At 44.4% G+C, this 24567-nt stretch carries 22 protein-coding genes; 14 read left to right on the plus strand and 8 right to left on the minus strand.

What is annotated here, in order from left to right; all coding sequences use genetic code 11:
• Nucleotides 1–30: 30 nt before the first annotated feature.
• Nucleotides 31–1578: an arylsulfatase gene (locus R7041_RS04800; RefSeq protein WP_005376560.1), complete on the plus strand. Its 1548-nt coding sequence runs from the start codon at nucleotides 31–33 to the stop codon at nucleotides 1576–1578.
• A 135-nt stretch (nucleotides 1579–1713) separates the two neighbouring features.
• Here R7041_RS04800 and R7041_RS04805 read toward each other — a convergent pair whose 3' ends face one another.
• A complete protein-coding gene (locus tag R7041_RS04805; protein ID WP_017635364.1) occupies nucleotides 1714–2571 on the minus strand; it encodes a LysR family transcriptional regulator in 858 nt (285 codons plus the stop codon).
• 140 nt (nucleotides 2572–2711) lie between these two features.
• Here R7041_RS04805 and R7041_RS04810 point away from each other — a divergent pair, with 140 nt between their 5' ends.
• The 11 genes from R7041_RS04810 to yegS all read left to right on the plus strand — a co-directional run bounded on the left by R7041_RS04810 (nucleotide 2712) and on the right by yegS (nucleotide 14817).
• Nucleotides 2712–4238: an arylsulfatase gene (locus R7041_RS04810; protein WP_017635363.1), complete on the plus strand. Its 1527-nt coding sequence runs from the start codon at nucleotides 2712–2714 to the stop codon at nucleotides 4236–4238.
• A 106-nt stretch (nucleotides 4239–4344) separates the two neighbouring features.
• The gene (locus tag R7041_RS04815) at nucleotides 4345–5646 is read left to right on the plus strand and encodes an anaerobic sulfatase maturase (RefSeq protein ID WP_033906479.1); all 1302 of its coding nucleotides are present in this window, start codon (nucleotides 4345–4347) and stop codon (nucleotides 5644–5646) included.
• Between the two features lie 85 nt (nucleotides 5647–5731).
• Nucleotides 5732–6715: an AAA family ATPase gene (locus R7041_RS04820; protein ID WP_206948986.1), complete on the plus strand. Its 984-nt coding sequence runs from the start codon at nucleotides 5732–5734 to the stop codon at nucleotides 6713–6715.
• A 12-nt stretch (nucleotides 6716–6727) separates the two neighbouring features.
• The gene (locus tag R7041_RS04825; RefSeq protein ID WP_017821549.1) at nucleotides 6728–7690 is read left to right on the plus strand and encodes a DUF58 domain-containing protein; all 963 of its coding nucleotides are present in this window, start codon (nucleotides 6728–6730) and stop codon (nucleotides 7688–7690) included.
• The gene (locus R7041_RS04830) at nucleotides 7691–8269 is read left to right on the plus strand and encodes a DUF4381 domain-containing protein (protein ID WP_017635361.1); all 579 of its coding nucleotides are present in this window, start codon (nucleotides 7691–7693) and stop codon (nucleotides 8267–8269) included. It abuts the gene before it with no gap.
• Nucleotides 8262–9332, plus strand: a complete 1071-nt coding sequence (locus R7041_RS04835) for a vWA domain-containing protein (RefSeq protein ID WP_206948987.1) — start codon at nucleotides 8262–8264, stop codon at nucleotides 9330–9332. Before R7041_RS04830 ends, R7041_RS04835 begins: the two co-directional genes overlap by 8 nt.
• Nucleotides 9325–11055 carry a VWA domain-containing protein gene (locus R7041_RS04840; protein ID WP_025767854.1) on the plus strand — a complete coding sequence of 577 codons (1731 nt, stop codon included), beginning with the start codon at nucleotides 9325–9327 and terminating at the stop codon, nucleotides 11053–11055. The genes R7041_RS04835 and R7041_RS04840 overlap by 8 nt, the downstream gene beginning before the upstream one ends.
• On the plus strand, nucleotides 11052–12353 hold the full coding sequence (locus tag R7041_RS04845; RefSeq protein WP_017821551.1) for a BatD family protein: 1302 nt from the start codon (nucleotides 11052–11054) through the stop codon (nucleotides 12351–12353). Before R7041_RS04840 ends, R7041_RS04845 begins: the two co-directional genes overlap by 4 nt.
• A gap of 49 nt (nucleotides 12354–12402) precedes the next feature.
• Nucleotides 12403–12828, plus strand: coding sequence for a bifunctional diaminohydroxyphosphoribosylaminopyrimidine deaminase/5-amino-6-(5-phosphoribosylamino)uracil reductase RibD (locus tag R7041_RS04850; RefSeq protein WP_064369291.1), 426 nt, complete (start codon nucleotides 12403–12405; stop codon nucleotides 12826–12828).
• Nucleotides 12829–13000: 172 nt separating this feature from the next.
• Nucleotides 13001–13906 carry a LysR family transcriptional regulator gene (locus R7041_RS04855; protein WP_005376541.1) on the plus strand — a complete coding sequence of 302 codons (906 nt, stop codon included), beginning with the start codon at nucleotides 13001–13003 and terminating at the stop codon, nucleotides 13904–13906.
• Nucleotides 13907–13914: 8 nt separating this feature from the next.
• Nucleotides 13915–14817 carry a lipid kinase YegS gene (yegS, locus tag R7041_RS04860; protein WP_017635356.1) on the plus strand — a complete coding sequence of 301 codons (903 nt, stop codon included), beginning with the start codon at nucleotides 13915–13917 and terminating at the stop codon, nucleotides 14815–14817.
• A gap of 81 nt (nucleotides 14818–14898) precedes the next feature.
• Here the strand turns inward: yegS and R7041_RS04865 are convergent, their stop codons facing one another.
• From R7041_RS04865 to R7041_RS04880, 4 genes are all read right to left on the minus strand, one after another.
• Nucleotides 14899–15234, minus strand: coding sequence for a YgiW/YdeI family stress tolerance OB fold protein (locus R7041_RS04865; RefSeq protein WP_017635355.1), 336 nt, complete (start codon nucleotides 15232–15234; stop codon nucleotides 14899–14901).
• Between the two features lie 15 nt (nucleotides 15235–15249).
• Nucleotides 15250–15897 (minus strand): AcfA family outer membrane beta-barrel protein, encoded by a 648-nt coding sequence (locus R7041_RS04870; protein WP_017635354.1) that lies wholly within the window; start codon nucleotides 15895–15897, stop codon nucleotides 15250–15252.
• Nucleotides 15898–16060: 163 nt separating this feature from the next.
• Complete coding sequence (locus tag R7041_RS04875; protein ID WP_206948988.1) at nucleotides 16061–17674, minus strand: VRR-NUC domain-containing protein; 1614 nt, start codon at nucleotides 17672–17674, stop codon at nucleotides 16061–16063.
• 67 nt (nucleotides 17675–17741) lie between these two features.
• Nucleotides 17742–18974 carry an OFA family MFS transporter gene (locus R7041_RS04880; RefSeq protein WP_017635352.1) on the minus strand — a complete coding sequence of 411 codons (1233 nt, stop codon included), beginning with the start codon at nucleotides 18972–18974 and terminating at the stop codon, nucleotides 17742–17744.
• A 576-nt stretch (nucleotides 18975–19550) separates the two neighbouring features.
• On the opposite strand from R7041_RS04880, the gene R7041_RS04885 reads away from it, so the two are divergent.
• The gene (locus R7041_RS04885; RefSeq protein WP_005376535.1) at nucleotides 19551–19907 is read left to right on the plus strand and encodes a hypothetical protein; all 357 of its coding nucleotides are present in this window, start codon (nucleotides 19551–19553) and stop codon (nucleotides 19905–19907) included.
• Between the two features lie 102 nt (nucleotides 19908–20009).
• On the opposite strand, the gene dcuC is transcribed toward R7041_RS04885, so the two are convergent.
• Together dcuC and R7041_RS04895 are read right to left on the minus strand one after the other, a co-directional pair.
• Nucleotides 20010–21377 (minus strand): anaerobic C4-dicarboxylate transporter DcuC, encoded by a 1368-nt coding sequence (gene dcuC / locus R7041_RS04890; RefSeq protein ID WP_005376528.1) that lies wholly within the window; start codon nucleotides 21375–21377, stop codon nucleotides 20010–20012.
• 359 nt (nucleotides 21378–21736) lie between these two features.
• Complete coding sequence (locus R7041_RS04895; RefSeq protein WP_017821552.1) at nucleotides 21737–22861, minus strand: acyl-CoA desaturase; 1125 nt, start codon at nucleotides 22859–22861, stop codon at nucleotides 21737–21739.
• A gap of 271 nt (nucleotides 22862–23132) precedes the next feature.
• On the opposite strand from R7041_RS04895, the gene R7041_RS04900 reads away from it, so the two are divergent.
• The gene (locus tag R7041_RS04900; protein ID WP_005376525.1) at nucleotides 23133–23681 is read left to right on the plus strand and encodes a GNAT family N-acetyltransferase; all 549 of its coding nucleotides are present in this window, start codon (nucleotides 23133–23135) and stop codon (nucleotides 23679–23681) included.
• An 89-nt stretch (nucleotides 23682–23770) separates the two neighbouring features.
• Here the strand turns inward: R7041_RS04900 and R7041_RS04905 are convergent, their stop codons facing one another.
• A complete protein-coding gene (locus tag R7041_RS04905) occupies nucleotides 23771–24388 on the minus strand; it encodes an HAD family hydrolase (protein ID WP_017635351.1) in 618 nt (205 codons plus the stop codon).
• Between the last annotated feature and the right edge of the window lie 179 nt (nucleotides 24389–24567).

A 24567-nucleotide genomic window follows, 5' to 3' on the forward strand; every position in this document is an offset into this window, starting at 1 on the left:
AGCACTTTTCTAATACACACAGAGGTTTATATGACAGCGAAATATGGCGTTAAACGCCGATTAGCGATTCTTGCCGCCGCTTTAATCGGTGCGACAAGTAGCAGTATCGCAGCAGAGAAACCAAATATTCTCGTCATTTGGGGTGATGATATTGGCCAGTCCAATCTCAGTGCTTACACGTTTGGCTTGATGGGGTACAAAACACCAAATATAGACAGTATCGCCAAAGAAGGCATGATGTTCACTGACTATTACGGTGAGCAATCTTGTACAGCGGGCCGTTCTACTTTCATTACGGGCCAAACCGTTCTTAGAACAGGTTTGAGTAAAGTGGGGCTTCCAGGTGCTGATCTTGGCTTGAAGGAAGAGGACGCAACCATTGCCGAAATGCTGAAGCCGATGGGCTATATGACAGGGCAATTTGGTAAAAACCACTTAGGTGATAAAGATGAGCACCTTCCTACTAATCACGGCTTCGATGAATTTTTTGGCAACCTTTATCACTTGAACGCCGAGGAGGAGCCAGAAAACGTCGATTATCCTAAAGATCCTGAGTTTCGTAAAAAGTTCGGTCCGCGCGGTGTTATCCGTTCGTACGCTGATGGCAAAATTGAAGATACAGGACCTCTAACTCGCAAGCGCATGGAAACCGTGGATGAAGAGACGTTAGATGCGGCACTCGACTTTATGGATCGTGCAGTCAAGGCTGAAAAACCTTTCTTTGTCTGGTGGAACGCAACTCGTATGCACTTCCGTACTCATGTGAAAGAAGAGAACTCTGGAAAAACAGGCATCAGCGAGTATGCAGATGGTATGGTCGAGCATGATAATCATGTAGGTCAGCTGCTGAAAAAAGTGGATGATTTGGGTATTAAAGACAACACAATCGTCTTTTACTCCACCGATAATGGCCCACACATGAACTCGTGGCCAGATGCAGGCACAACGCCATTCCGTGGAGAGAAAAATACCAACTGGGAAGGTGCGTACCGAGTTCCTGCGATGGTACGTTGGCCGGGTAAAATTAAAGCTGGCTCTGTTTCGAATGATATCATGCATCACATGGACTGGATGCCAACGTTCGTTGCTGCCGCGGGTGATGACAATATCAAAGAGAAATTGCTCAAAGGTTATAGTGCGAATGGTAAGAAATTCAAAGTTCACCTAGACGGCTATAACTTCCTACCATATTTGACTGGTAAAGAGGATAAGGCCCCACGTGAAGAAATTTTTTACTTCTCAGATGATGGAGACTTAACTGCACTTCGTTATAACAAATGGAAGCTGGTCTTTATGGAGCAACGAGCAAAAGGCACGTTGCGTATTTGGGCTGAACCATTCACCACACTTCGTGTTCCTAAGATCTTCAACTTGCGTATGGATCCTTACGAAGTGGCTGATATCACTTCTAACACTTACTATGATTGGATGCTAGACCGTGCTTACATGCTTGTTCCTGCGCAAGCTTACGTTGGCAGATTCCTTGAAACGTTTAAAGAGTTCCCACCAAGGCAAAAAGCAGCAAGCTTCTCGCTCGATCAAGTGATGGAGAAACTAAAAGAGAACCCAAATAAGTAAGAAAAGCTAAGTGAAGTTCCACATCTAGAAAGAGGCTCATTAACGTGAGCCTCTTTTTTTATCTGTAAAATTCTATCTATTCAGGTTTGTAGAAAGCTTGATGACGAAAACGCCTAACGCTTCAATTGACAAGATTTATAAACAAATTGGTTCGTAGTGGGCTGCCGTTAAGTTGGCTTTGATTTTTTCACGTAGAGCGATGTGGGCTGGGTTGTTTACCTCTCGCTTATGGTAAACGAACTTGTAAGGGATAGAGCGTATCGAAATGGGGCAGGGCAAAATTTGAAGTTTGAGCGCTTTGCTCCACTTGTTTGCAAAAGATTGAGACACGATCCCTAAACTGTCTCTTTGGGCGACATACAGCGCCATGCCCGCTAGCGAAGAGGTGATCAAGTCGACTTTTCTTTCTTGAATTGTTTCCTTTGCTAGTTGCTCGAACCCCGACATGTTGTTCCATTTTCCTGAAAATAAACAGTGAGTTTCCTCATAAAATTGCTCTTTTGTGAGCGTGCCGTGTACACGGGGATGGTTCTCACTACAGATAACCACGGCTTCTTCCTCATAGGCATCTTCAATAATAAACGCTGCATCTTTCGTGATCACCGTATCGATTACTAGATCGACTTTTTGTTGTCTTAACAGCTCAAATAATAGGAATTTTTCGGGTGGTGATTCATAAAAAATAGTGTTCTTTATCGGGTCCATAATGTGCAACAAAATTTCCGAACAACACACTTCAAAATGATTTTTATCAGATATCGCATTGTCAATAATATTAACCGCTTGCTGGAATTGCGGCAGTAATTGATAAGCGGTGGAGGTTAGTGCGATACCTCGCCCTTTTTTAACGAATAATTGCTTATCGACGACTTGCTCTAAACGCTTTATTGCAGCGCTCACAGCAGGTTGTGTAAGCCCTAATTGTTCCGCGGCTTTTGTATAAGATTGAAACTCCGCAACAACAAGAAAAGTTTGGATCAAATTCAAGTCCATAACGTCACTCATAAATTTAATTTATAGGTTAACTAATTTTGACTGCATTTATCGCCTGAAATTAGTGCTTTATCTTATATCAACAATGGTATTGAAAAGCGAATACCATTTTTACGCACTAGCGAACTCTTGGAGATAATATGAAAAATGCGACCAAAACGAGCAGTAAAAAACTCGTACTTAACGCATGTACGTTAGCTTTGGGCGCTGCATCTGCAGTTGCACATGCAGCGGACAAACCCAACATTCTTGTCATCTTTGGTGATGATGTTGGTTACTGGAACCTTAGTACCTACAACCAAGGCATGATGGCGTACAACACGCCAAACATAGATAGCATTGCTAAAGAAGGTGCGAAGTTCACTAACTTCTACGCGCAGCAAAGCTCGACAGCAGGCCGTTCTGCATTCATCACTGGTCAAATGCCAAAACGTACAGGTCTATCAAAAGTGGGCTTACCAGGCGCTCCGGAAGGTATCTCGGAAAAAGATCCGACGATTGCAACCGTGCTTAAACAAATGGGTTACGCAACCGGACAATTTGGTAAGAACCATTTAGGTGACCGAGACGAGCATCTTCCTACCAACCACGGTTTTGATGAATTCTTCGGCAACCTATACCACTTGAACGCAGAAGAAGAGCCAGAGAACGTGGATTACCCTAAAGATCCGGAGTTCAAGAAGAAATTTGGCCCTCGTGGCGTTATCCATTCTTACGCTGATGGCAAAATCGAAGATACCGGTCCACTAACGCGTAAGCGTATGGAAAATGTTGATGGTGAGTTTCTTGATGCCGCTGAGAGCTTCATAGAAAAACAAGTAAAAGCGGACAAGCCGTTCTTTACTTGGTTTAACACCACTCGCATGCACAACTTCACGCATGTTCCTGAAGAATACCAAGGTAAAACAGGTGCCGGTTTCTACGCGGATGGTGTTAAGCAGCACGATGACCAAATCGGTCAGCTACTTAACAAGATCAAAGAGTTAGGTGTGGATGACAATACAATCATTGTTTACACCACTGACAACGGCCCTATGGTGGATTTGTGGCCGGATGCAGGGATGACACCGTTCCGCTCAGAGAAAAACACTGGCTGGGAAGGGAGTTTCCGTGTGCCAATGTTGATTAAATGGCCTGGAAAAATTGAGGCAGGTAAAACATTCAACGGCATGATGTCATTAGAGGACTTTTTCCCGACACTAGTTGCTGCGGCAGGTGATACCAAAGTTAAAGACGAACTGCTAAAAGGCAAAAAAGTTGGCGATATGGACTACAAAGTTCACCTAGACGGTTACAACCAACTGCCATATTTAACGGGTAAGTCAGACAAATCCGCACGAAATGAGTTCGTTTACTGGAGCGACGACGGCGATCTTGTGGCATTGCGCCAAGGAAAGTACAAGTTCCACTTTATGATTCAAGAGAATGAAACGGGTATGGATGTATGGCGTAAGCCGTTCACTAAACTTCGTGTGCCACTGATCTTTGACTTGAGCATTGATCCATTTGAACGAGGCGATCAAGGCATGGGTTATTCTCGTTGGATGTACGAGCGTTCATTCTTAATGATGCCAGCAATGGATACAGTGAAAGAGGTGATGGGTACATTCAAAGAATTCCCGCCTCGTATGGAAGCAGGTTCGTTCGTACCTAAGTCTTCTAAGTAAATTAAGATTATATAGCGCTTTTTGGAGCGCTATATACCCAAATAGCTTCACTTTTGCTGTACAGCGCTCACGAGGTTATTTGGGTATATGTAATAGTGAGAAACGTATGAGTAAGATTTCCCCTCGCCATTCTACTACTATGCCTATTGTTCCTCTTAAAACGGCGTCTAAAGCGCCGGTTCTGGGCGCGTATGACCGTCGATTCCATGTGATGGCAAAGCCAGGCGGAGCAAAGTGCAACATCGATTGTCAGTACTGCTTTTATCTGCATAAAGAAAATCTACTGCACCAAGAAAAGCAGCCAAAAATGGACGACGCAACACTGGAAGCGTTCGTGAAAAGCTATATCGAAAGTCAGGATGGCGAAGAAATTGTATTCTCATGGCAGGGCGGAGAGCCGACGCTGCTTGGGTTGGACTATTTCCGCAATGTCGTAGCTTTGCAAAAGAAATATCAGCCGAAAGGCGTTCGCATTGAAAACGACCTTCAGACCAACGGCATTTTGCTAAACGATGAGTGGTGTGCGTTTTTAAAAGAGCACAACTTCCTAGTTGGCTTGTCGATTGATGGACCACGAGAGCTGCACGACAAATATCGCAAAACCCGCAGCGGTAAGCCAACGTTTGATCTCGTGATGAAAGCGGTAGATAAGCTCAAAGCGCATGGCGTGAAATTCAACGCGTTGGTCACGGTGAATCGTCACAATGCGAAATACCCGCTCGAAGTATATCGATTTTTAACCCAAGAATTGGGTGTGACTTATATTCAGTTTGCGCCGGTGGTAGAAGCCAACAACTTCCAAACAACCGCGCCGCAGTTTTGGAACGAACAGATGATCCCAACCAAAGGTAGTGATCTGGCTAAACCGGGGCATCCAATGTCGATTGTAACGGATTGGTCAGTCGATCCTGAAGACTGGGGACGCTTTTTAATGGCGACCTTTGAAGAGTGGGTGAATAACGATCTTGGCCGTGTGCTGGTTAATCTGTTTGAAACCGCGGTGGCGCAAGTAATGGGGAAACCGTCTCAGCTTTGCGTGACGGCGGAGTTTTGTGGCAAAGGGTTGGCGATTGAGCACAATGGCGACGTGTTCAGTTGCGACCACTATGTGTATCCAGAATACAAACTCGCCAACATTCATGAACACTCACTGAATGAAATGGCCTTCTCTACAAGACAATATACTTTTGGCATGGCAAAACGCGATTCATTGCCGACGTATTGTAAGCAATGCCCTTACTTGCCTTATTGTTGGGGTGAGTGCCCAAAAAACCGTTTGATCAAAACGCCGAATGGTGAGAGTGGTCTAAACTATTTGTGTTCGGGAATCAAAATGTTCTTTGATTATGCGTTACCGATGTTGGTTGGTCTTGCACAACTTCTCCAATCTCAAGAACCGCAAAGATAACATAGTGAATATAACCTTAAGTTATTTCATTTGTTCTTATACTTAACTATCGAAAAGACGGCTTAAACCATTGAAAAGGTATCCTATGAACCACGCACAACAAGCGATAAAAGAACTCATCGAACAAACAGAAAAAAGCGTCATTGGACAAAGCCACGTGGTTCGAGCTTTAGTCATCGGGTTATTAACAAATGGGCATATTCTGCTAGAAGGTTTACCGGGAACGGCAAAAACACGTTCCGTAAAATCGTTGGCGAACTTGTTAAACACCAGTTTTGGTCGAATCCAGTTTACGCCGGATCTTTTACCATCTGACGTGACGGGTACTGAGGTTTATCAAGAGCTGGATGGTAAGCCGCAACTCCACTTTCAACCTGGGCCCATTTTTAACAGCATTGTACTTGCTGATGAGGTCAACCGTGCACCTGCCAAAGTACAAGCGGCACTGCTTGAAGCCATGGCCGAAGGCACAATCACAGTAGGCGATAAAACTCACGTATTGCCAGACTTATTTATGGTGCTTGCAACGCAAAACCCAGTAGAGCAAGAGGGCACGTACCCACTGCCAGAAGCGCAAATGGACCGCTTTATCATGAAGGTTACCGTCGATTATCCAGAAGATGACGCAGAACGTGACATCATTCGTTTGGTGCGCAGTGAAGAATTGGGTGCGGAAACCAGCAGCGAAATTATTACGCCAAAACACATCGAGCCAGACGTGCTGCTAGAAGCGCGCCGTCAGTTACCAAACATCGTGGTATCAGACCTAGTGGAAAACTACATCGTTGCGTTAGTGATGGCGACTCGTAAGCCAGAGCGTTATGCTGATTCAAACTTAGCAAAATGGATTGAGATTGGCTCTAGTCCTCGTGCTTCTATCGCACTCGACAAATGCGCTCGTGCGTATGCGTGGATGCAAGGACGTGACCACGTTACTCCTGACGATGTGCGTGCCATGGTTCCGTCTGTATTGGGCCACCGTTTTTCTTTGACCTACGATGCACTGGCAGATGGGGTCGATCATCAACGAGTCGTACAAGAGCTGCTAGATTGTGTAGAAATTGGGTAAGTGGGAGGCATTATGGCTAAGCCAACTCTTGCGCCAAAATCACAGGGGATGGATCCCCGTTTGTACTGCGATTATGCTCGTTTAGTACGTCTGCAAGCACAAGCAGAATCATTCAGTTTACTTCCTCATCTAAAAGCGGGTAGCGTACTCTCTGGCCGACACAATTCGTTGTTTCGCGGTCGTGGATTGAACTTCGAAGAGCTGCGCCATTACCAATTGGGTGACGATATTCGTAACCTTGATTGGAAAGTTACGATGCGTACAGGTAAGCCGCACGTGCGCAGCTATACAGAAGAAAAAGATCGCAACGTAATCGTGTGTGTCGACCAGAGAAGCACAATGTTTTTTGCTTCGACGCAAGTAATGAAATCAGTTGTCGCGGCAGAGATCGCAGCGATGTGTGGGTGGCGAGTATTAAAAGATGGCGACCGAGTCGGTTTTGTCATCGCATCCCCGCAGGCATTGTTTCACAGCAAGGCACAGCGTTCGCAAAACGATCTTCTGGCGCAACTTAAACGTCTCGCTAAAGCCAATCAATCGCTCAATGTGGACTCCTGCAATTCCGAAAAAGTAACGTTCAGTCAATGGATTGAGCTTATTAAACGCATGAAGCTCAAGCAATCCACTTTGATTTTTATCAGCGACTGGAGCGACTGCGAGGAGCACCACCTTGATCACCTTAAACAGCTACAACAGCACAACGATGTTCTTGCAGTGATGGTCAGTGACCCATTAGAACAAGCGCTACCAGACGATTTGGCAAAATCGAAATGGGTGGTTGGTGACGGGCAGTATCAACTCAATTTAGACAGCAAAGCAAAGGTAGAAGCTGCGAGCGCAAAGCTTGAGGCTCGAACTAGCTTACAGCGTCAATCACTCTCTCAACTTATGGCGATGAAACACCTTCCGCACATCGAACTCGATACGACAGGTGAGCACATTAAACAATTCCAAAAACTGGTAGGAGGGCGTTAAATGAGTGATCTTCCTACGCCTCCAAGTACCTACATACTCAGAGAGCTGCATGATGTGGCCGTACCATCTAGCGTGAGTTGGTACCCGCAAACTATTGGCTGGAAAATTTTAGCGGCGGTTGCGTTCATTGCATTGGTATATTTCGCATATCGCTTGGCTCGGCAATGGTGGCATAATCGTTACCGAAAAGAAGCTCTACTGGCGATTTCGCAAATCAACCCGAGCGACAAAGACATGCCAAAAGTATTGTTCTCTGTGCTTAAAATAGTGCTGATTCATATTGATAGCCGCAACGCGAAATTGTTTGATACCGCCTTTCTGCGCAAGCTCGATGCGCTGTATCCGCAAACCAGAGACTCTCAAGCAAACTCGCAAATGGTTTTTAACGATGAGCTTTCAAAGTGTTGGCTACAAAGTATTGTTGACCCAAGCGTTACGCTAACCAACGAAGAGCGAGTAACGCTTATTGCTCGTGCGAAAAACTGGGTGAGTGAGCACCGTTGTGATGCTCAAAAAAGCGCGGCAAATAAATCACCACGATTGAAACGCAAAGCACATCAGGGAGGTCAACATGAATGATCTTCTTGCATCGATAACTGGTTTGTCTGGTTTTGAATTTGCTCACCCAATGTGGTTTCTGGTTTTGCCCTTGCCGTTGGTGGTGTACTACTTGGTGCCTGCATATCGCACTAAGCAAATGGCGATCAAAGTGCCGTTTTTTAGTCAGCTGGTGGAAGCGATTGGCGAGACGCCATCAGAAGGTGCAAGCCAGTTGACCCCGAGTTGGTGGCAACGAGCAACGTTAATTCTCTCATGGCTTTTGGTGGTGTGTGCGATGGCAAAACCCACCGTGTTAGGCGAGCCTCAAGTTCGCGAGAGTTTAGGTCGCGATGTGGTGGTGGTGGTGGATCTTTCGGGCTCCATGGCCGAGCCAGATTTCACCTCACGTACAGGCGAAAAAATTTCTCGTCTTGATGCGGCAAAAGAAGTGCTGTCGGAGTTTGTTCAGTCTCGTAAAGGTGACCGATTAGGCTTGGTGCTTTTTGGTGATGCTGCTTTCGTGCAAACGCCATTTACCGCAGACCAAAAAGTGTGGCTCGAACTGCTTAACCAAACCGATGTGGCAATGGCAGGGCAGAGTACCCATCTTGGTGATGCGATTGGCTTAGCGATTAAAGTTTTTGAGCAAAGCGATAAGTCGCGTGGTGCTTTAGAACAAGACCAAAACCGTGAAAAAGTCGCGATTGTATTAACCGATGGTAACGACACGGGCAGTTTTGTTGAACCGATTGATGCGGCGAAAGTGGCGAAAGCCAAAGGCGTGAGAGTACACGTCATTGCGATGGGCGATCCGGAAACGATAGGTGAAACCGCGTTGGATATGGAGACGATTCATCGCATTGCGAAAGAATCCGGCGGTGAAGCGTTTGAAGCACTCAACCGTGATGAACTATCGGCTGCCTACGACGAAATTGGCAAACTGGAACCTCAACTTTACGAAAGCACTACATACCGCCCAAAACAAAGCCTTCATCATTACTTGATGGCGTTAGTGGTCATCATGCATTTGCTCGCGTTCAGCGTCGCAACACTCAAAAGAAGGGCTGCAACACGATCATCATTAGGAGAGAGCGATGTTTGATTCTCTTAGTTGGACGCAATTCTTTACGCAGTTTCATTTTATTCGACCACTGTGGTTACTGGCTTTGGTACCCATGTTTTTCTTGGTGTGGTTACGCTGGCGAGAAGAAAGCAAGCCAAGCTGGAAGGATATTCTGCCCGAACATTTACGCAATGCTTTGACGATAGGTGAGCGAGGCTGGCGTAAGCAACTGCCGCTTAAGCTCTTGATGCTGATTGTGTTCATCGCCATTGTGATTTGTGCAGGCCCAACGTGGCAACGAGAATCTTCTCCCTTTGGCGAAGATAAAGCCTCTATGCTTGTGGTGCTTGATAACAGCGACTCGATGCTGCAAAAAGATCTCCCACCAAGCCGCCTTGAGCGTTCCAAACAGAAAATACGCGATTTGCTAGCCGCGCGAAAAGGCGGAAAAACGGGTTTAGTCGTGTTCGCGGGCAGTGCTCATGTCGCGATGCCTATAACTCAAGACAGCAAAGTATTTGACCCATTTTTGGCGGCCATTACGCCAGAAATTATGCCCGTGCAAGGTAAGCTTGCCGAAAAAGCCTTGCCGTTAATTGATCAACAATTGCAAGGTCAACCAGGCTCCACCGTTCTGTTGGTGAGTGATGGCGTTAATCCAGCCACGATTGAGCAATACCAAGCGTATTTCTCGGGCAAACCTTATCAACTGTTAATTCTTGCGGCAGGGAATGCTGACATTGTGAGTAACAACCCAATGGATTTGGATTCTCTACAAAAACTGGCTAGTCAGACTAACGGTCGATTGGTGGAAGTGACCGTCGATAATAGTGATATCGAGCAACTGAATCGATACGTTGAGCGCAATATGCAGCTTAATGGCGAATCTTCAATGCCTTGGAAAGACATGGGGTATCAACTTCTGTTCCCAATCGCGCTGATCATGATGCTGTGGTTTAGAAAAGGGTGGTTAGTGCAGTGGTGCGTGATTGTAATGGTGAGCGGCACGTTATTGATGCCAACAAGTGCATTGGCCGAGAACATTTCAGTTAAAGCCGAGCAGCCACAAGTTGTGCAAAAAGTGACGGCTTTCGACAAGGTGACGCAATGGTGGTGGGATTTGTGGCTAACGCCAGATCAACAAGGACAGCGTTTGTTCAACCAACAAGCGTATTTAGAAGCCGCGAAACACTTTGTCGATCCATTACGCAAAGGGACGGCGTACTACTACGCTAGCGAGTTTGAACTCGCCCACAGTGCGTTTTTGGAAATGCAAAACGACCCGTCCGAAGAGGTTCGAGATTACGGTCTTTATAATGCGGCGAGTGCATTGGCGCGTCAGCGTGAATATTTGGCTGCACGTGACTTGTTAAAATCCCTAGCCAACAAGCCAACATTAAGCGAGAGGCTAAGACCGGATGTTGAGCATAACTTGAAAGTGATTGGTGGTATTGTAGAGGACATCAACCGGATGAGTGAGAGTCAGGCAGGAACGGAGCAAGAAGCATCAACCGAGCTAGGCGATAACCCTCAAACCGCAGAAGGGGCGGATGAAAAAACGTCAGCGGAGTTGATGATTAAAGAGACGTTAAGTGCAGACGACATCTTAGGTAGCCAAGAATTAGCCGACAAATGGTTAAAGCGAGTCGAAGCGGATCCTAAATACTTCTTAAATGCGAAGTTTCAGATTCAATTGCGTTCAATAGAAACCGGAGAATCAACTTCTACTGCGAACGAAAATACAGAGGAGGCGGTGCAATGATGAAAAGCCACCGTTTTACGCCCTTTGCTTTACCCTTGTGGTTAGTTATCTGTTTCGGTTTCCTCCTGAGCAGTAGTGTGTTGGCTCAAGATATTCGTGACGTTCAACGAGAGCATGGTGTAGAGTTACTAGCGTGGGTTGGTAAACAACCAACGGCTGGGGAGAAGCGTAAAACACCAAGTTTTAGCGTCAATGAGCAAGTTATTTTAACCATCGAAGTGGCAACGCCGCGTTGGTTTACGGGTGGTACGAGAATTGGCAATATTGAAATACCCAATGTTATCGCCAAACAGCGTAATCAACTAGCAACCAACTTTACTGAGCAAAAAGAGGGACAAACTTGGTCGCGTCAACGCTGGGAAGTGACTTTGTATCCACAAGCATCTGGTGATTTTGTGATTCCACCTGTCGCTGTGGGCGTTCAGGTGTCGGCGCCGGATGGCGAGAAGGTGTCAGGCACACTTTATACGCAGCCGATTAAGTTCAAAACTGTCTTGCCATCGGGATTGTTGAGCGGTGATACGCCTTGGTTTTCTGCAACGCACGTAGACGTAAAACAAGAGTGGGAAACCTCCACTGAGTCACTCAAAGTTGGGGATGCAATCACGCGTAAAATCACCATTTTGGCTCATGATTCGCTATCTGTGTTGCTACCAGACTTGTTGAAAGGAGAATCAACAACCCGTTACCAAGCGTATCCTCAACCGCACCGTCTTACAGATACGCAAACACGTGGTGACTACCAGTCAACACGCACAGAAGAGAGTGTGTACGTGATTCAACAAGGTGGTGAATTAACCCTGCCAGATTATGAGTTCCGTTGGTGGAACAGTAAGACTCAACAAGTGGAAACGGTGGTGTTAGAGGGCAAAACATTTGCTGCGAAGCACACGTTGAAATCCTTCATCAAAACGTACTTTGCATGGATTGTATCCACGCTTGTATTTCTGGGTTTTGTGATTATTTCATTGGTAGCCATTAAACGTTACTACCGCAACAGACCGACACCAGCATGGCTGACGTTCCACCGTTTGTTAAAGGCTAAACGTTGGTCTGAAGCAAGGACCATATTGTACAAACAATTGCGTTTAAATACGGCCGAGCTAGAAATGACCAAAGCCGATACGAGTGAATCGTGGCAAAAAAGTGCGTCGCGAATGCAAAATGGTGAAAATAGCGCTCATTTACTGAAGTCGATGTGGCGCAAAGTCCAGACCAAACAAAAACGCTTTAAATTCCGTATTCCGCGAGCGTTACCAGAACTGGACAAAGTCATTGGAAGAGATGGCAATGAATAAAACGGGGCGCTAATATAGCGCCTCGTTTTTATTAGAGAATAGAGTTCAAATGAGCCAAGAGTTTATGCGCCGCGCATTGGAAGTGTCCAAAAATGCGCTTCCTGAATGTCAACCCAACCCGTCGGTTGGCTGCGTGTTAGTGAAAGACAATCAAATCGTTTCTGAAGGTCATACTCAAGCGATTGGTGGCAATCACGCGGAAGTGGAAGCGCTGAATGCGTATCAAGGCTCGTTAGAATCGGTGACGGCATACGTTACGCTGGAACCGTGTTCGTTTGTTGGTCGCACGCCAGCTTGCGCGGTGACATTAGTCAAATCCGGCATAAGCAAAGTCGTCGTAGCCATATTGGACCCCGACCCGCGCAACAGTGGTCGAGGTATCGAGATTCTAAAACAAGCAGGTATAGAGGTAGAAACGGGTTTGTGCGGCGAGGAAGTCAGCGAGTTTCTTACCCCTTACCTAGGCAAAGCCTAAGTCAAGCTTTACGTTGCACTATGGTGCCAGTTTATGTGGTGAATGAAGTGCGTCAAAATTGAGTTAAAACTCATTAAAACAAGCGATACCGCCCATTTATTGCACTTGGCTACGTGAAGGATCATGCTGTTAGATTAAAATAGAGAAAGTGACTTTTGAAAAATTTAATAGCATGAAACCGACCGACCTTAATCTTATTCCCATTTTCACTGCCATCTATGAAGAGCGTAACTTGTCTCGGGCGGCGGCGCGTTTAAACATCACCCAGCCTGCGGTGAGTAAAGCGCTAGCAAGGCTACGTGATATCTACGATGATCCATTGTTTCATCGTTGCGTTAAAGGTGTCGAGCCTACCTCGTTTGCGATGGATATTTATCCTGCTCTTCTAGCTTCAGTACAAAATTTCACTTCGACATTATCGGCCTCTAGTGAGTTTGACCCTAAAGTGTCGAATAGAGTGTTTTCTATTGCCTGTGTGTCCGTTGCAAGCTTTGAGTTGCTACCTCAAGTCATGAAACAAATCCGTGTGTCGGCGCCAAATGTTGCATTAGAAGTACATCCGCTTTTTACGGAAGATTTTGAAAGTGATCTGCGGTTACAACGATACGATTTGATCATTGATATCACACCAAGAGCAAGAACGGTGTTAAAACTGGAAACTGTACTTACGGAGCGTTTGGTGGTGGTATGTAGCGAAGCGCATCCACGCCTGAATGACGAGATTACGGCTGAACAATTTTTTGAAGAAGAACACGTAGTGGTTTCGCAGTGGCAGAGTCGTAAGAGCTTGTTAAACGCCGATGACATTGTCGACTTGGATAAGAGAAAGATTAAGTATCGAGCCTCAGGCGTACTAGAAATGCTCCCAATTATTTGTGGTAGTGAATACATTGGTTTAATGCCAGAGTCGATGATCAACTTGTTCAATAACACCTATCATGTTAAATCTTTATCAATGCCATTTGATGAACAAATGTATGAGCTTTGCACAATCTGGCATCCTAGTCGCACAAACGACAGCGCCCATCAGTGGTTGCGTTCACAGATTAAGCAAGCAGGAAAAGTCATCAACCAATAGGAAGTGCAATGAAAAAGACAATACGTGCCATCCTTAACGGAAAAAAAGCTGGGAATCCAGAGTTAAGAGATGCAATCATGAAAATGAGAGACAAAGGCATCGACGTACAGGTGCGTGTGACGTGGGAATCTCAAGACATGCCGCGGCTAGTAAAAGAAGCGGTTGATGAAGGCATTGAACGTATTGTTGTCGCTGGTGGCGATGGGACCGTCAATGAGGCGGCTTCTGCGATTATTCAAATTGACAAAGAAAAACGTCCTGAGTTAGCAATTATTCCACTTGGTACCGCCAATGACTTTGCTACCGCTATTCAAGTACCTAATTCCATTAAGGCGTCTTTATCTCTTGCTGTTGAGGGGCAGTCCGCTTTGGTCGATTGCGTCAAAGCGAACGATCGCTGCTTTATTAACGTGGCAACAGCAGGGTTTGGCGCAGAAGTTACAGCAGAAACGCCTGTTGAACTCAAAAACTTTCTTGGCGGCGGAGCTTACACGCTAACTGGTGTTGTAAAAGCACTTGGCTTTAAACCATATGACGGAACAATAACGATTGAAGGTGGTGCGTATCAGGGAGAAATGTTGCTCGGTGCGTTTTGTAATGGGCGCCTTGCTGGAGGTGGGCAAGAGTTAGCTCCAAAAGCGATGATTAATGATGGGCTGATGGATCTAACATTGGTGCGCCCATTTTTACCTCATGAGCTGCCTAAAGTAATCGACGAGATCAATAACCCGAGTGAGAAAGGAGAGTTTGTGAAGTACACAAGAGCAAGCTGGTTGGAGATAGACTTCCCGAATCCATTGCCTCTTAATTTAGATGGAGAACCTTATCATTCGAGAACCATTAGATTTGATGTTCAGCCTAAGAGTATACGATTAGTCGTACCGCAAGATTGCCCTTGCTTGACTAGCTAAACGAGCGTTTTCCATGATTATTGCTTAACACAGCCACTAAAATGTGGCTGTGTTGCTTGTGTTGAGGTATCAGTCAACCTCTTAACGTTTTTGAATGGTCTCAACGTCTATCTGCGTAGTTGTCCAATCTGAGTCAACCTCTCCTCGAATCATTACGGTATCTTTTGGTGTCACTTCTTGACCCATCCAATCTTCGTTGTCGATCTCTACTTCGATCTCACCAGTGTTGTCTTTGAACAAGTAAGTCTCGTTACCAAATGATTGAACAATATGCCCGGTTAGCACTACAGCGCTGTCGTCGGTTGCGTTGCGCGCCTCTTTCACCGTATTGATTGCACTGACTTCTGGACCATTAAACGCGGCGAAAGCCGAGCTTGAAAGTAGGGCAAGCATGGATGTTAACAATACTCTTTTCATTATCATCTCCTTATATTAGAAGTAATAAGTTGTGCCTACGTTAAAGGATGCAGTGTTTGCGTAGCTGTCTAGTTGGTATTTAGCGTTTGCGCCAATGGTGAGCTTTGGCAACACTTGGTATTCCGCGCCCACAGAGAACATTGCGCCTAACTCGTTGCTTTTCTCCGAGCTATGGAAAAGCGTGTTGCTTATTTCCACATCGTCATTCGCGACAAGCTCATATTCTTGATGTTGAGCAACCTTGGCGTCGTATTGTGTGTAAGTTAAACCCGCTTTGAATTTTGTTGTCCATTTATCACTTAATGCATAGCTAAACACTGGTGCTAGCGAGACTTGTTTGGCTGTGATAGAGGCATCCCAATCCATTTCATGATGGTAATCTTTGCCATCAATTGTCTTGATACCAAGGTTCTTAGAACGGCCGTCATCAAGGTCAAACTGGCTGTAACCTAGCTCAATTGCCCAATTGTCATTAAACGAGTAACCGATAAAACCTGAGAAGATACCACCCTCAAGTTCTGGATTAAGCGTTACATTTTCAGATGAAAAGTGAGGTTCCAAGTCATGGTCAGTGGTGCCTAGTCCATATTCCAGACCTACATAAGGAGCCGCAGATACCGAAACTGAGCAGGTAACGAGTAACGCAAGAATGGTTTTGTTCATTTTATTTTGCCTCTTCAAATCAACTTAATGAGTAGAAGCGCATTGTGTGTGATGAAGCGTGAAGTGATCGTGAAGAAACAAAAATATTTCAGAAAAAGAGCAAGGTGCGGTAAAAAAGAAATTGTTTTAATGAATATGCGCCAAGCTCTTTATATAAAGAGAGTTAACTTGCGGCGACGTAACACACCGCAAATGGCACATTAAGGCGAGTAAACTCTTTAATCCAACGCCATTGGTTGTCTTGGAGTTTATCTCCTGGGCCTTTTACTTCAATCCATTCGAACTCGTTTCCTTTGAAAGCAATCAGATCAGGCATCCCATTGCGGTAAAGCTTTAGGTCACTCAATTGTATTTTAAATAGCGCCACCAACATGCTAGTTGGGATTGTATTGAGTGCCGTTTCGAGTAGCTCTTTACTTATTAAGCTCCAATGCACAAATGGATTGCTGATACCAAACTTCTCATCGTACCTAGTTAACAACGTATGAGTATTGCCCGTTTCCAACTCATCAAACGTCGCATCTATCAAAGCTTGGCGTTTGGTAACAAAATCAGAATGGTACAAATCTAAAGGACGGTGTTGATAGGCATTGATGAATGCGCCTTCGATGGGAGCGAAAATCGCATCCCAAAAAGTGAGACCAAGTAATGCATTAAGCAGTGCATTTTCGGCGTAAAATACAGTCCAGCCTAAGGACTCAAAATACGCTTTGCTGGCGAGTTCGACTCTCTGTTGAGATAAATCCAGTTCAAGGCGGTATTCCGTACAGGTTGGCTTCGTCACTCTTGGCACTTTCTCGCCTTGTTTTCGTTTTAACCGTTGCTCAAGTTTTTGTGCAACTTCGAGCTCAGACACATCGATCGGTGAGTTAAGCATATCTGTGACAATGTCACCAAATAAATCATCATGGTTTAATTTGTCATAGATACGTGCGCGTCGTTCTCGGCTCGGTGTGAGTTGAGTTTGGCCAAATAGAGATAGGGCGGTCTCTAGATCATTAAGCCGTTCGTAATCACGTGCTATGTCATTCAACATGTGCTCGCGTTTACGATCTACGTAACGGTGTTTAACGGGCTGAGGCATTGCCTCAATTAATAAGTCGAGATTGGCTTTGTCTTTTCGGTCAAATTGCCAGTACAGGTTGGCCAACTGGCTCAGTTCAATTAAGCGGTCTATTTGCTCACGTGAATCAAAGAAACGGCGCACTTTACTCAATTGATATTGCTCGAACTGATGCAAACCTAAGTCATCAAGCACAAACTGACTTAAGTCTTGATGGGTGTTGGCAAAAAACAGAGTGAGTAACACGTCGATCATATGAGCAGAATTGAGTTTGACGATCGTAAACTCAAGCCGCTCTATACGATCAAATTCCGTATTACTCAAATGTTCGACAAGGGCGTCTTTCTTGAGTGATTTCGGCAGTTCGGGATAAAGCGCGGAGATTTCTGGTTTGGTCAGTAAATTAGCCGCTAACTCTTGATGAGAAAGGGGTGGGGAAAGGGCTACAAACTCATGCTGACTCAATTCTGCCAGTGCTTCATTGATAGAAGGTATTTCTTGATAACTCAGCTTATCACTTCGAAACCAACATCCCTTTCGGCTGTATAAACGCACCAAAAGGCACTGGGCGTGTTTGCTCAAAGAATCAAACGAGCAAAGCCATGCGTGTTCTTCCTTGGTCAGTAAATCGCTGTACCAAGTTATTGCGTGATGAGTCAGCTTGAAGAAGTTCTCTAGATAGTAGTCTGGTGCAAGTTCGATAGGGCTTTCCATAAACGACCGATAACAAAAAAGGCTTAACCCATAGGTTAAGCCTTTTCGCTATCAAATCAATTCGCAATTATGCGTTTTTTAGCTGTGCTACTTTCGCTTCAGACAATGGCTTAGTGATGAACGCTAGTACGATACATACTGCCATCATTGCTGAAGAAATTGTGTAAGCCAAGGTGTAGCCGTCGCCATTTGTCATCGAGAAACCAACAACCGCTGCGCCGATTGCACCACCGATACCCCATGCTGTGTAAAGCACGCCGTAGTTAGTGCCGTAGTTTTTCAGACCGTAGAACTCAGCCGTTAGAGTAGGGAATACCGCTAGAAGTGTGCCGTAACCTACCGCTGCGATTGCTGTACCGATGATCAGTGTAAACTCAGAGTCGAACGTCGCGAACAGCACCATGTTTACGCCTTGTAGAACGAACGCGAGTAGAAGCGTACGAACACCGCCGATTTTATCTGCAAGCATACCCGCGGCAACACGACCGCCAGAGTTAAATACAGCAAGAATAGACGCTAGGTAAACCGCGTTTGGCAAGTTTGCTTGAACGCTTGCGATTGTCGTGATGTTACCAATGATCATTAGACCAACAGAAGCTGCAAACGCGTACATGATCCATAGAGAGTAGAACTGTGGCGTTTTCAACATTGCTTTCCAAGTTAAGTCATCTGACTTTTTCACCGCTTTAGGTGCTTGGCCTTCTTTTACTTTAGGCTCCGCAGGTGTGTAGTCTGCTGGTGGGTTGTTGATGGTTGCTGCAAGAGGAACCGCAATCGCTAGGATACCAACACCAAGAACCATAAAGCTAGTTTGAATGCCCATGCTGTCTATTAGCGCAGAAGTTACTGGCGCAAGGTAAATAGCCGCTAGACCAAAACCTGCCGCAATAATGCCGTTAACCATACCTTTCTTCGAAGCGTGGAACCACTTCATCGCAGAAGGTGATAGGCATGCGTAACCAAAACCGATACCTGCACCTGTGATCACACCGAAGGTAATGTTCAGCATGAGTGGAGTGTCAACAAAGCCAGACGCGATCATGCCCAGACCTGTAAGAACAGTACCTAGGATAAGGATCATTCGAGGGCCCATGCGGTCTTGAAGAATACCTGCAATAAGAAGACAGATAGAGAAAGTGATGGTTGCAGTTGCGTAAGGTGCAGAAGCTTCTGCAGCACTCCAGCCTGATTCAGTTACCAGTGCCTTGTTGAATACACTCCAAGCATACAGGATGCCAAGACAAAGGTTGATACAGAACCCTGCTAACAGGATGCGCATAGCTTTATCAATCTTGCTCATTTTTATTCTCAGTTTTTCCTCTTATTGGCAATGCCGCAAAGAAGGTTGGTTTAAAGATGTTTTTTCTCAAAATTAGTTTGCGTTTTTCAACGTTTAACGCAATGAGCGCGGATTATAACCAATAAATATGTGATTGGAATCTCTTTTTACGGTTACTGATAAAATAATTTGCAACATTAAAAGTGGATGTGAATTCATGGTTTTGTATGTAGTAAGAACGTTGTAAAAAAGTGATATTTTTTGTTCGCTAATAACGAATGATGAGTCAAGACAGAGAGGTTTTACGCTGTTGAGTGCACAGTTCACATTTCAAATAAAAAATTTCAAAATGTTTCCATGTTAACCATTTGTAACAAAAATGGCGAATTTATCATCTAACTGTCGTAAGTATCAGATGCAAAGGGTTTCTTAATTTTTAATTGTTAACCTTTTGTAATAATTGAAGCTGATTAGCTTTTATGTTCATTAAGTGAGCAAAAAAGTAACTTGTAATTGCTGATTTTAGGCGCAGAATATAGTGAAAAATGAGTTTTCATTTATGAAGGGATGCTTTTTAGATTTGTTGTGAGGTGACTTATGAAACTGTTCCTATTACTCATGGCTTCGGTATCCGCTGGTATCGCATCAGCAGACCACATCCATTCATTTATGTTGGGCTTATCTATTGCTTCTTTAGCGGTAGGTAGCTGTTATTTCTTCGCATTTCGCAGCTCGCGCTTTCCACAGCTTGCTTTATTCCTACTCATTTGCGGTATGCTTTCTAAGTTGACGATAACCGTAGTCGGTGTGATGTGGGGAATGTCCGCGGAATTAATCACGTCTCCAATCGTATTCGCACTTTCATATTTATTCTTTTCGCTTGCCGTTACCTACTTATGGTTTAGCTACAGAGAGAGCATCACTAAGATTCCTGACCGATTTAAGTCAGCGTAAATCAACACATTAGAATAAAAAAACGCCAGCACATTTGCTGGCGTTTTTAATTAAACGTAATTTTGTTCGGATATTGCTTTTAGTTTGATCGTGGCAATACCGTTAGGCACTCATTGGAACAAGCACCATAGTACCAATAATCACCGTGATAAGGCCTGCTAGAACCGGAACGGATGTGCGTTTTACAACCTCAAACGGGCTGATGTTTGCCATACCTGATGTCGCAACGATTACGCCAGATACTGGTGAGATAGTACGGCCTAGGTTTGATGCTTGAAGCATCGGGATAATTAGGAAAGCAGGGTTTAATCCCATTTTCGCAGCCAAAGATGGTGCTAACTCCACGAACGCATAGAAAGGCGCGTTACCCGAACCCGTTGCAATTGCTGCTGCAACTGTCAATGCAGTTAGAATAAGCATTAAAGCAACGCCGCCTGCACCAGCATTATCTGCTAGATGAAGTAGGTTATCGATAGCTCCGATAGACATCAGACCTTGTGCAAAAACCCCAGCGGCAACCAAAAGCATCACAACGCCTTTGAACGCGTCAGCCATGCCTGCGTAACAAGAATCTAAATCTTCTAGTGATTTCTTACCATCGAACTTATTTACAACATAATGGATCAGAGCTCCAAGGAAAATCGAACCAACCACAATAGTGTAGATGTCTAGACTAAGTCCTGGAATGGTACGACCGTTGAATAGGAAAACGCCGATGATAGGTAGAAAAGGAAGAGCTGCATAAAACGCTGGTGCGTCAGCTTTGATCTCTGATACATCAATTTTTTCCATTGGTGTATTTTCTTTCTTATCTAAGTATTTGTTCCAGAAGAACGCTGCCGCTGCCATGACGATGATTGCGCAAATAGAAACAGGCAACACAGTTTGTACCGCAAACACATCAAGCTCTAAACCAGACTTTTCTGCTGCGATAACAACATCACCAGAAGTAGGAGAAAGGATGATTGCCGCTGGAGAGGCACACACTGCAACGGCTGCTGGACGAGAAATGCCCATCGCGACCATCATTGGGAATAATGTCGCCATTAATAGTACGCCAAGGCCTGTTGCAGAACTTACCGCAAGAGACATTAAACACGCCACAATGTAAGCCGCTACCAAAAGGACGTAAGGAGACTTGATGACAGAAAGCGGTTTAGAGAACTGTTTCACTACCACGTTGTTCGCGCCGATATGAGTCATGTATGACGCAAAACCACAAAGCAGCATGATTTGCATACCAAGACCGCCACCGCGGTATTGAAGCATGTATTTCACGTATTCAAGCGCATCTGTCACCATGTTACCAGTTGAGGTGATTTTTGACGGCAGCACGTCGTGCCCCAAAACGCCAGTCATAAGAAGTAAAGCAATACCAGCGGTCAGTAACACGCCCGCAGCTTTATAGCCTTTGACAATAAAGTAACCCACTGCAATGGTAACCACTAAGCCAATTAAGAGCTCTAACATAGGGATCTCCGAATGTTATGTGAAAAAGAAAGAAACTGTTTCAGTTTATGACAAGGAATTTACAGAATTCTTAGCTGTGGCACGAGACAAATATGGGGCTTGCATGATCTGAGACAAATAATAATTTAATAAATAATTTCGTTAGATTGTATTGTTGGAATTTGGTTTTCTAAGTGTTATGTGCTGGTTTGAAGCTATTTATAGGAAGGAAAATATGACTAGGAAAGTGAATGAATAAAGAGTGAATTGATTCACAATAGGAAAAAGACTTTACTCAGTAAGCAATTATTGGAAAACACTCTTCACAACAAAAAAGCTTCGCCGAAGCGAAGCTAAGTAATCGTAAGAATGAGGATAAACTATGCGTATCGACGAACCATAAGGTTCCAACTACGCTGCTGCCGTTCGAACTCTGCTTTAATTTGCTGGTACTTCATTTTCGTTACAGAACATTCGTATTTTTTTACCACACTGGCAGTTTTGGCACCGAGTACTTCTTTGCGCATCTCGTAGTATTCCTGCATGTGATGAACTAAAGTATCAAACTCGTGCTGTAGCTGATCGAGGATTGTTTGCGTGTTCGGTTTCGATTCTAGCTTTTCTCTTGCTTTCTTCAAAAGTTGACTCGCACGGGCTTTTTCAATTCTAAATGTAGGCGTTGTGCGCAACTTAGATGTGAGTCCTAGCCAAGAACATGACTTTATCAACCACTTCGTTGGGTCGTAATGCCACCAATACACGCCATTGCGATAGTCATTCTCGAAAATATGATGGAAATTATGGTAACCCTCTCCAAATGTGAAAAAGGCGAGTACACCATTATCGCGAGCAGTGTTTTTGTCTGTGAAAGTTTGCTTACCCCAAATATGTGCGAGGGAGTTAATGAAAAAAGTCGTATGGTGACTCATAAAGAGTCGAGCCGCACCAACGACCAATAACATCCCCCAGATATCACCGTAGATCAGTCCGAGCATGACTGGGAAACCAATATTAGTCAGTAGGGCAAGTGGAACATAATACTTATGCTGCCACATGACGATTTTGTCGCGCTTTAGATCACGGCAGTTTGTATATTCGTTTTCCTTTGATTTATTGTAATCACGTAACATCCACCCAATGTGAGAATACCAAAAACCCCGCTTGGCTGAGTACGGATCTTTATCGTTATTGTCGACATGTTTGTGATGCACACGATGATCAGAAGACCAATGTAATGCACTATTTTGCAAAGAAAATGCTCCTCCAATCGCAAAAATGGCGCGCAAAATAGGATGAGCTTCGTATGTTTTGTGGCTCCAGAGACGATGATAGCCTGCTGTAATAGAAAGGTTAGTAAAACTAAATGCAATCACTCCCCAAATTAGATGTTCCCAACCCAGTCCAAAATGATATGCATACCAAGGCATTACAATAAAAGTTAGAACAAAACTGGCAGAAAATATTAATGTATTCAACCAGATAACAGGTGGTTTGTTTTGAGTCACAGGTGTATCCCTAACTTTGAGCTAACAACTGTTCGCCAGAATATCAGCGTACACATGTAAGTCAAATTAAAGTTAGACAAATGTGATGATTCCTTTGGGTGTAGATTAAGGAACTTGATGGGATATTTTGCTTTTAATTGAATAATGAGTAGTATTAAAAAATGAGCTCTGGCTTAAGGTGTATAAAATCTGCCAAGAAACAAGTGTTATAAAGGTGGAATATACCGAGACTCTATAAAGAAGCAAAAATGTAAGAAAATAGGAATACGTAATGGATTTACGATTAGCGGAATATAAGGACTACGAGCGCATTGCGCATCTTCATGCGGATAGCTGGAAGCGTCATTACCGTGGCATTCTTAGTGATAACTATCTTGAGAAAGAAGCGATTGACGACAAACTACTGATTTGGCAAACCCGTTTGACCAACCCACCATTCAATCAGCACATTGTCTTGGCGGAGGAGGGAGGTTTGCTACTTGGCTTTGTTTGTGTGTTCGGCAACCATGATTTCGAGCGTGGAACCTTTATTGACGCATTGCATGTTGATGACAGTTACCGTGGTCGTGGGATTGGTAAGCAGCTATTACTTGCTGTCGCAGAATGGCAACAGCAGTACTTTAAAGACACAGGTCTTTATTTAGAAGTTGTGTCGCAAAACATTTCTGCGATTGAATTCTATCGCCACATTGGTGGTCAAGAGGATCAAGAGCGAACTTGGCGCGCACCTGATGGCAAAGAGGTGTTAGAAAAAGTATTCCGTTGGAAGAACGCCCAGTCATTAGTTAGTGGGATTGAGGAAAACGTGATTTACTCCTAACCTAGCGTTCTAAAACATTAGATAAGAGCAGTCTCAACACTGCTCTTTTTTGTTTATGCACCCTAACGTTATGTTTTAATGAAAGCTTTCTAGAAGTTAACCCCCATGGCTTTTAGTTCGAGCTCACATTGCTGAGCATTTTCAAACTGAATAGCAGCCATGCCAACTGCTCGGGCACCTTCAACATTGTAAGGCATGTCATCAAGAAATACTGTCTCTTCGGGGTTAAGCTGATACTTTGAAAGTAGAGTTTGGTAGATCTCCGCTTGTGGTTTTAGTAATTGAACTTCAGAAGAGATGATTGCTCCATCAAACAGTGGCCAAAACTCATAGGTAGTACGAAGATGTTCCACAATTTCGTTGATGTTGTCTGTGAGCGCATATACGCCATATCCGGCTCTTTTTACTCGTTTTAACAGCTCTATACTGCCGTAAAGTAATATTTGAGTGTGTTTTACATAATAAAAGAAGCGGTCCATTTCTTCCGTCGTTACTTGGTGTTCACGTTGATAACGCTGTTTTGCTTCCCTTTCGGAGATCGTCCCTTTATTTAAATCTTTCCAGATTTGTGATGAAAATAGCATCTGAGCCATTTTCTCTGATTCTACGGAACCACCAAATGTTAAGCGAACGATTTCTACTGGAGACCAGCGTACCAACACATTACCTACATCAAAAATGACATTTTTTATCTGGACAGAATTCATAACACACCCCAAGCCAATTGTTCTTCACCACGCTATATGCGGTGAGTGCTGTTTTTGAATCGTTGGAAAGTCGTGCCAAAGGCGCGACTTAAGTTTCTTACACAAAATGAGATTAACATCCAATTGGATACAGAGCGATTATCGCAAAATTGCACTAAACTATATGCAACTTTGTTTAT

It is taken from the genome of Vibrio sp. 1751, assembly GCF_033339895.1.
Lineage (GTDB): Bacteria > Pseudomonadota > Gammaproteobacteria > Enterobacterales > Vibrionaceae > Vibrio > Vibrio alginolyticus.

What these genes read in the sequence shown, in the direction of transcription:
- R7041_RS04800 (WP_005376560.1), top strand. Translation starts at nt 31, where the DNA reads ATGACAGCGAAATATGGCGTTAAACGCCGATTAGCGATTCTTGCCGCC.
- R7041_RS04805 (WP_017635364.1), bottom strand. Translation starts at nt 2,571, where the DNA reads ATGGACTTGAATTTGATCCAAACTTTTCTTGTTGTTGCGGAGTTTCAA.
- R7041_RS04810 (WP_017635363.1), top strand. Translation starts at nt 2,712, where the DNA reads ATGAAAAATGCGACCAAAACGAGCAGTAAAAAACTCGTACTTAACGCA.
- R7041_RS04815 (WP_033906479.1), top strand. Translation starts at nt 4,345, where the DNA reads ATGAGTAAGATTTCCCCTCGCCATTCTACTACTATGCCTATTGTTCCT.
- R7041_RS04820 (WP_206948986.1), top strand. Translation starts at nt 5,732, where the DNA reads ATGAACCACGCACAACAAGCGATAAAAGAACTCATCGAACAAACAGAA.
- R7041_RS04825 (WP_017821549.1), top strand. Translation starts at nt 6,728, where the DNA reads ATGGCTAAGCCAACTCTTGCGCCAAAATCACAGGGGATGGATCCCCGT.
- R7041_RS04830 (WP_017635361.1), top strand. Translation starts at nt 7,691, where the DNA reads ATGAGTGATCTTCCTACGCCTCCAAGTACCTACATACTCAGAGAGCTG.
- R7041_RS04835 (WP_206948987.1), top strand. Translation starts at nt 8,262, where the DNA reads ATGAATGATCTTCTTGCATCGATAACTGGTTTGTCTGGTTTTGAATTT.
- R7041_RS04840 (WP_025767854.1), top strand. Translation starts at nt 9,325, where the DNA reads ATGTTTGATTCTCTTAGTTGGACGCAATTCTTTACGCAGTTTCATTTT.
- R7041_RS04845 (WP_017821551.1), top strand. Translation starts at nt 11,052, where the DNA reads ATGATGAAAAGCCACCGTTTTACGCCCTTTGCTTTACCCTTGTGGTTA.
- R7041_RS04850 (WP_064369291.1), top strand. Translation starts at nt 12,403, where the DNA reads ATGAGCCAAGAGTTTATGCGCCGCGCATTGGAAGTGTCCAAAAATGCG.
- R7041_RS04855 (WP_005376541.1), top strand. Translation starts at nt 13,001, where the DNA reads ATGAAACCGACCGACCTTAATCTTATTCCCATTTTCACTGCCATCTAT.
- yegS (WP_017635356.1), top strand. Translation starts at nt 13,915, where the DNA reads ATGAAAAAGACAATACGTGCCATCCTTAACGGAAAAAAAGCTGGGAAT.
- R7041_RS04865 (WP_017635355.1), bottom strand. Translation starts at nt 15,234, where the DNA reads ATGAAAAGAGTATTGTTAACATCCATGCTTGCCCTACTTTCAAGCTCG.
- R7041_RS04870 (WP_017635354.1), bottom strand. Translation starts at nt 15,897, where the DNA reads ATGAACAAAACCATTCTTGCGTTACTCGTTACCTGCTCAGTTTCGGTA.
- R7041_RS04875 (WP_206948988.1), bottom strand. Translation starts at nt 17,674, where the DNA reads ATGGAAAGCCCTATCGAACTTGCACCAGACTACTATCTAGAGAACTTC.
- R7041_RS04880 (WP_017635352.1), bottom strand. Translation starts at nt 18,974, where the DNA reads ATGAGCAAGATTGATAAAGCTATGCGCATCCTGTTAGCAGGGTTCTGT.
- R7041_RS04885 (WP_005376535.1), top strand. Translation starts at nt 19,551, where the DNA reads ATGAAACTGTTCCTATTACTCATGGCTTCGGTATCCGCTGGTATCGCA.
- dcuC (WP_005376528.1), bottom strand. Translation starts at nt 21,377, where the DNA reads ATGTTAGAGCTCTTAATTGGCTTAGTGGTTACCATTGCAGTGGGTTAC.
- R7041_RS04900 (WP_005376525.1), top strand. Translation starts at nt 23,133, where the DNA reads ATGGATTTACGATTAGCGGAATATAAGGACTACGAGCGCATTGCGCAT.
- R7041_RS04905 (WP_017635351.1), bottom strand. Translation starts at nt 24,388, where the DNA reads ATGAATTCTGTCCAGATAAAAAATGTCATTTTTGATGTAGGTAATGTG.